Origin of the sequence: Paenibacillus gorillae (genome assembly GCF_000513275.1) — a bacterium.
Classification (GTDB): domain Bacteria; phylum Bacillota; class Bacilli; order Paenibacillales; family Paenibacillaceae; genus Pristimantibacillus; species Pristimantibacillus gorillae.
In genome coordinates this window covers 1-6,128 of sequence record NZ_CBVJ010000086.1, presented here as the reverse complement: position 1 = coordinate 6,128, position 6,128 = coordinate 1, and the positions used below count along the sequence as shown (strand labels likewise).

6 protein-coding genes are annotated in these 6,128 nt (G+C 48.5%); 3 read left to right on the top strand and 3 right to left on the bottom strand.

Annotation, left to right across the window (positions count from 1 at the left end; genetic code table 11):
- Window positions 1–10 precede the first annotated feature (10 nt).
- From TY10_RS15100 to TY10_RS32080, 3 genes are all read right to left on the bottom strand, one after another.
- Window positions 11–694, bottom strand: a complete 684-nt coding sequence (locus TY10_RS15100) for a hypothetical protein (RefSeq protein ID WP_042165050.1) — start codon at window positions 692–694, stop codon at window positions 11–13.
- A 144-nt stretch (window positions 695–838) separates the two neighbouring features.
- The gene (locus TY10_RS15095) at window positions 839–1,897 is read right to left on the bottom strand and encodes an HD-GYP domain-containing protein (protein ID WP_042165048.1); all 1,059 of its coding nucleotides are present in this window, start codon (window positions 1,895–1,897) and stop codon (window positions 839–841) included.
- Between the two features lie 178 nt (window positions 1,898–2,075).
- Window positions 2,076–2,819, bottom strand: a complete 744-nt coding sequence (locus TY10_RS32080) for a molybdenum cofactor biosynthesis protein (protein WP_042165045.1) — start codon at window positions 2,817–2,819, stop codon at window positions 2,076–2,078.
- Between the two features lie 100 nt (window positions 2,820–2,919).
- Between TY10_RS32080 and moaA the strand changes: the two genes are divergently transcribed.
- From moaA to TY10_RS15075, 3 genes are all read left to right on the top strand, one after another.
- Window positions 2,920–3,921: a GTP 3',8-cyclase MoaA gene (moaA, locus tag TY10_RS15085; protein WP_042165043.1), complete on the top strand. Its 1,002-nt coding sequence runs from the start codon at window positions 2,920–2,922 to the stop codon at window positions 3,919–3,921.
- A gap of 5 nt (window positions 3,922–3,926) precedes the next feature.
- Window positions 3,927–5,360: a bifunctional metallophosphatase/5'-nucleotidase gene (locus TY10_RS15080; protein ID WP_042165042.1), complete on the top strand. Its 1,434-nt coding sequence runs from the start codon at window positions 3,927–3,929 to the stop codon at window positions 5,358–5,360.
- Between the two features lie 151 nt (window positions 5,361–5,511).
- Window positions 5,512–6,099 (top strand): HD-GYP domain-containing protein, encoded by a 588-nt coding sequence (locus TY10_RS15075; protein ID WP_052350557.1) that lies wholly within the window; start codon window positions 5,512–5,514, stop codon window positions 6,097–6,099.
- Window positions 6,100–6,128 lie beyond the last annotated feature (29 nt).

The window sequence follows — 6,128 nt, the reverse complement described above, 5'->3', positions numbered from 1 at the left end:
GCTTTTTTTATTATTCTTTTGTCGGATCTATACCGACTTTAGTTTTTGCTTCTAATAAAGCATCTGCACCTGTCTGAAGAAAGGCTTGAGACATTTCGTTTTCTTCTTTGAAGTTTTCCATATGACTAGGTTGTTGTTCATCAAGATATTCCATAGCGGACTTAAATGACTTTTCCCTTGTAAAATATGCTGTGGAAAAATTAGTTTTAACAGATTGCAATAGTTTTTTTACGTCTTCATGAATATCATCGCTTATTTTAATTTTATCAATATTTTTGCTCATTGTTTCTGCTGCTTCTCTAGCATCGGCAGCTGCCGCATATGCATCCTTGATGCTTATGGTTCCATTCGCTAACCCTTCCATTGCTTTTTGATAACGATCCATTAAAGGTTTCATGGAATCTTCAATTGCATAAACATTCTTCTCGAATTGAAGAACCGCTATTTTGTTTTCTTTAGAATTTAATTCATTGTCTTCTGTTGTACTGCTTGAGTTTGCTGATTCAGAAAAGTCTGAACTAGCTGAGGTCTGTGATAGTTCAGTTGATACATTATTATTCACAATCAGGACCATTAAAGCAATAAAAGAATATACAGCTCCGAGAACTCTCCTTTTATTACTCAATCTATTCCACTGCACAAGAATCATTATGTATGGGACGAAAATCCAACCATAAAATTTAAAAACCAACAACAAAATCAACCTCCCAAACGAAATAACTAGCCAATTCTACTATAATAGTAACAATTTGGCGAGTTAGATATATAGCAAAATGAGCAGAACAATAAAGGCAATTAAAAAGGAGGTTCGGTTTAAAAAACCGAGGCCTCCTTTTTGCTAGATCAGCACTTCTTTAATCTCGTATTCGCGCTCGATAGTCAAATCGATGAAACGTTCGCCGATCTGGATGAGCGGGCGGAAAAATTCGGTTGGATGCGTCATGATGATAATGCCGGTCTCACCGGATTCGAGAATCGTCTTTTTACCGATAAAATTTGGGATCATATGCTTGATGAATGTATGCGTCGTATGGGCATCAAGCTCGGAAAAGCTGAGCTTGTACAGTTCTTTCAGCACGTAGAGCAAATCGCGTTTTTTCTGGTAAACCCGTTCGGATATCATAGCGCTGTAAATATCGACGACGGAAATGATTTTGGCCACGGGGTGAATGCTGTCGCCATCCAGTCCATGAGGATATCCGCTGCCGTCATTCCGTTCATGATGCTGAAGCGCACTAATTGCCAGATAAGGTTCTTCTGCAAACGACTCCAAAATAATATCATGACCGTATTGGGCATGGTTTTTGATCTCGGTAAATTCTTCGTCTGTTAGCTTGGAAGGCTTGTTCAGAATCGACTCCGGGATGCGGCTTTTACCAATGTCATGTAAAAATCCGGCTTTGCCGATCTGCAGCGCTTCCTCAGCGGAATAGTCTAGCCATGTCGAAAGATAGTAGGACAGCATTCCGACTTGTACAGAATGCTGGTAGGTATAGTCATCCGTCGTATTAAGCAATAGCAGCATCGAGACGACGTCGCGTTCCATTTGAAAGTTTTTAAGCAAAGGCTGGAAAGCTGACTCTACTTCCTTTTCATTGATAACGCCTTCATTAGTCGCCTTACTGAACAGCTGCTGGAAGCCTTTGACAGCGTTTTCGTAATCTGGCTGCACAGTTGGAAGCCATTTCGGACTGACGATCGACTCGAGCGTGCGGTCAGGAATAGGGTTTGAATTGCGGTCCTGAATATCAACATAATCAATATGGTGCTGAAGCAGCTTGGAAATATCTTTATTGTGCAGTACAGTTCCTTTGGAAAGTACGTGTAGTCCGTAGGAATTGAAGGTATCTTTAAGAAGAAGATCGCCTTCTAGTAAATCAGTAACGTGAACCCTCATCACTGCACCCCAATTTGAGTATTTAGTCAACTTTAATAGTAGCAACGAATGATAGGATTGGCAATAAGAGTGTCGTAAAATTATGACTTTTTAACTAGTATTTCGGCATTAATTGCAAGTAGTTTTGTCGATTTTTGTCGTAATATGAAGGCGAAAAATGACGTATCTCCAACGCTTTTTAGTAGTCAGTGAGCGGCTCTGCGGGTTTCCATGGGCCAAGCTGATGGCCTTTCCATTCGGAGCCGTCTTCCCATATTTCTTTTTTCCAAATCGGGACGATTTGCTTTAAACGTTCGATCGCATAGCGGCTTGCTTCGTAGCAGCTTTCTCTATGCGGGGACGATACAGCGATTACGACGCTCGTCTCGGCAATGGCGACGTTGCCGATGCGGTGGCTAATGGCGCATAGCGTACCGGGCCAGCGTTCAGCCAGCTCATCACCGATCTGCTCCATCATTTTGACCGCCATAGGCTCGTAAGCCTCATACTCCAGCCGGACGGTCCTTTGACCCTTCGTCCATTCCCTAGTCGTTCCTACAAAGGCCAAAGCCGCGCCATGGTCTGCAACGATTACTTTGCGAAGCACTTCATCGCTCTGAATGGGTTCGGCTGTAATGAGGTAACGCTGGACAGCTGCTGTCCCGGGTGTGGAGGCATCCTCACTTGGCTGGCCTCCGGATACGGGCGGCAGCAATGCAAGCTCGTCGGAGCAGCTTACAACCGTGTCATCGGAAGCGTAGGTCTGGTTGCAGGCGACGAAGGAGATGCGCAGCAGGTCTGCGTGATCGGGATAACGTTCTGCCAGAAGCTGCTTCAGCTGTCCGGCGGTTATTTGCTCCGCTGCAAATGTGAAGCTTATATGCGATGCGCCAAAGCGCTCGGGAAGACCTGCAAAAAGTTTAATATTCCAGTTTAATTCCATCGATTTCTAACCTCGCAGCACTAGGATAACTACTGCTATAGCATATCATAATAGGGTGAAAAATGTTATGCTAAAGGGACCGGGAAAGGGAGTGGACGGCATGTCACAGTTAATCGATCGATTTGGTCGCGTACATGATTATTTGCGGATTTCTGTAACGGATAGATGCAACTTGCGTTGTCTGTATTGCATGCCGGAGGAAGGTATGGAGTTTGCTCCAACCGAGCAATTATTAAGCTATGACCATATTGTTGAAGTTGTCGAAGCCGCTGCCGCAATCGGTGTGACCAAGCTTCGCATTACAGGCGGCGAGCCTCTTGTACGTCCTAATCTGGATGAACTCATTCGCCGGCTGGCGTCGATTCCGGGCATTGCGGATATCGCTTTGACGACAAATGGTATGCTGCTTGGCAAACAGGCAGAGGCTTTAAAGGCTGCAGGCCTGAACCGGGTCAACATTAGTCTGGACACGCTTGATGCATCGCGATTCCGGTTTATCGCCCGCAGAGGCGAACTGAAGCGTGTTATGGAGGGCATTGAGGCTGCCGCAGCTGCCGGCCTTACACCAATTAAGCTGAACTGTGTATTGCTTAAGGGAATTAACGAAGACGAGATCGCACAATTTCTGAAGCTTGCTTACGAGCAGCCGATGCATGTGCGTTTTATTGAATATATGCCGATTGGACATGCGGACGAAAATTGGCGCAGTCATTATTTGTCCTTGTCACGGGTATTGGAAATTGCGAACGCGGAAGGCTATCAGATTTCCCGGCGCTTGAACGTGCAAGGAAACGGGCCGTCGGATGACTGGCAGATGGAAGGGGCAGCGGGCTCCTTTGGCCTTATTCATCCTATCAGCGACCATTTCTGCAAAAGCTGCAACCGGCTGCGCCTGACATCGGACGGCTCCATTAAACCTTGTCTCTATTGGGTCGACGAGTTGAATGTAAAGGAAGCGCTAGGCGATGCTGAGGCGATGAAGCGATTGCTGTACCGGGCGATGGACGTGAAGCCTGAAAACCATGAAATGGCTGCTAAGCTGGCCAATGAAGCGCAGTCGCATGTGCCGACAGACCGGAGAATGTCGCAGATCGGAGGGTAAGCGGTATGGACAGACAATATGTGGTAATCCTTCACAGCAATGATATTCATAGCCGCTTGGAGAACGCGGCCAAAATCGCGACTTACATCGAACAGGAGAGGGAGCGCCACGGCAGCGACCGCCTGCTCGCTATCGATATCGGTGACCATATGGACCGGATACGGCTGGAGACAGAGGGCAGCGACGGGAAGGTCAACGTCGCATTGTTGAATGCTGCCGGGTATGAAGCCATTGCGCTGGGTAATAACGAGGGGCTCACCTATGCCCGGGAGGAATTGGCCGAAGCGTACAGCGATGCAAAGTTTGCTGTTATTGGGGCTAATATGCCAGAGACGTACACCGGCAAGCTTCCTCCGTGGCTTGTTCCGAATATCATTATTGAAAAAAACGGATTGAGGATCGGTCTGATTGCCGTTACTGCCCGGTTTACTGACTTTTATTCGCTGCTGGGCTGGGATTTAACCGACCCGCTGGATGCGGTAAGGGAGCAGGCGAAACTGTTGCGTGGAAAAGCAGACGTCGTTGCTGTGATGTCTCATCTGGGTATTACCCTCGACAGGCAGATGGCCGAGGAGGTGGACGGCATCGATCTGATCATGGGAGCACATACGCATCATTTGCTGGAGGAGCCGATTGTGATCGGCGGAACAACCATTTGCGCCGCCGGCAAATTCGGCGAGCATGTGGGGCGCGTCGTCGTTGAGCTTACGCCCGGCGACAAGCGCCCGAGGTTCCACGCGACATGCGTGCCTACGGCCGCATTCGCGGAGCAAGCGGAGGCCGCCGCCATTATCGGCGGCTACCGCGAGGCGGGCATGCGCCGCCTGAGCCGGGTCATTGCCCGGCTCGATGCGCCGCTGCCCGCGCTGGCCGAGCGGGAATCACCGCTCGGCAACATGCTGGCCGCCGGCCTGCGCCGCCATGCCGATGCCGAGATCGGCATCGTCAATACGGGGCAGCTGCTTGGCGGCCTGCCGGAAGGCGACGTCACAGAGGGCCAGCTTCACGCCCTCTGCCCGTCGCCTATCAATCCTTGCCGGATGAAGCTGACCGGCAAGGCGATCCGCACAGCGCTGGAAGAGGCGCTGCTGCCCGAATTTACTTCGAAGCCGATTAAAGGCTACGGCTTCCGCGGAGAAGTGCTGGGATCGCTTGCTGTCGATGGCATGACGATTGAATACGATCCGGAGAAACCGCCGTATGAACAGGTTGTCTCGGTGCTGGTTGGCAGCGAACCACTCATTGACGAGCGTGATTATATGGTTGGCTGCATCGACATGTTCACCTTCCATATCGGCTATCTGACGCTAGGCGAGGGACGCGATATCGTTTATTATTTGCCGGAGTTCATTCGTGATGTAATTGCAGCGGAATTGACGGATGATAGTGCGGTGGCCGCGAGCCGCGTTGAACATTGGAGAATAGTGTCGAATAAATGAAAGAAAATGGTTGCGATAACGAATCATTTCCCTTACAGTTAATTTACGAGTGGTTTATTCCGATGTATATAGTAACTGGATATATGCAAATGAAATCGAAGCCATATAGCGTTGAGAGTGAAAATTAACGATAAGGGGAAGGATCGAGAAAATGCGGTTGGTGCCATTATCGCAATGTCAACCGGGTATGAGACTGGCAAAAAAGATTTTCTCCGGTGACGGTCTTGTACTCTTAGGTGAAAATGTTGAACTGACGAGCAGGTTGATAACCCGCTTGGAGCAATGCGGCATTTTTTATTTGTTTATTGTCGATCCGCGGACGGAAGATATCGTCATGCCTGAGCTCATCGGCGAAGAAACGATGCGTCACGCTTTGAAGGAAATCCGGACTAATTTCCGCTACATGATGGACCGGCCGAAGCGCAAGAAAGGGGTTACTTACCCTTACATAGCGCAGCCCTTCAAACAGATGATGAGCAATATTATCGATGATTTGTCCAGTCATCAGGATGCGATGATCATGCTGATGAACATGGGCACAGTGGACGATTATTTATATCAGCATTCTTTGAATGTATGCGTCTATACGACGTTGCTCGGCACCGCGTACGGCTATACCCGCGAAGAGCTTATGACGCTTGGGATGGGCGCGCTGCTGCATGATATAGGCAAGACGCAAATTTCGATGAATGTGCTGAAAAAAGCCGGATACAGCTCACGGCCGAAGAATTCGGCATGATGAAAAATCATGCGAAGATCGGGTTTATG

Excerpts from the sequence above, each read along its gene's own strand:
- TY10_RS15095 (WP_042165048.1), bottom strand. The coding sequence starts at position 1,897 with ATGAGGGTTCACGTTACTGATTTACTAGAAGGCGATCTTCTTCTTAAA.
- TY10_RS32080 (WP_042165045.1), bottom strand. The coding sequence starts at position 2,819 with ATGGAATTAAACTGGAATATTAAACTTTTTGCAGGTCTTCCCGAGCGC.
- moaA (WP_042165043.1), top strand. The coding sequence starts at position 2,920 with ATGTCACAGTTAATCGATCGATTTGGTCGCGTACATGATTATTTGCGG.
- TY10_RS15080 (WP_042165042.1), top strand. The coding sequence starts at position 3,927 with ATGGACAGACAATATGTGGTAATCCTTCACAGCAATGATATTCATAGC.
- TY10_RS15075 (WP_052350557.1), top strand. The coding sequence starts at position 5,512 with ATGCGGTTGGTGCCATTATCGCAATGTCAACCGGGTATGAGACTGGCA.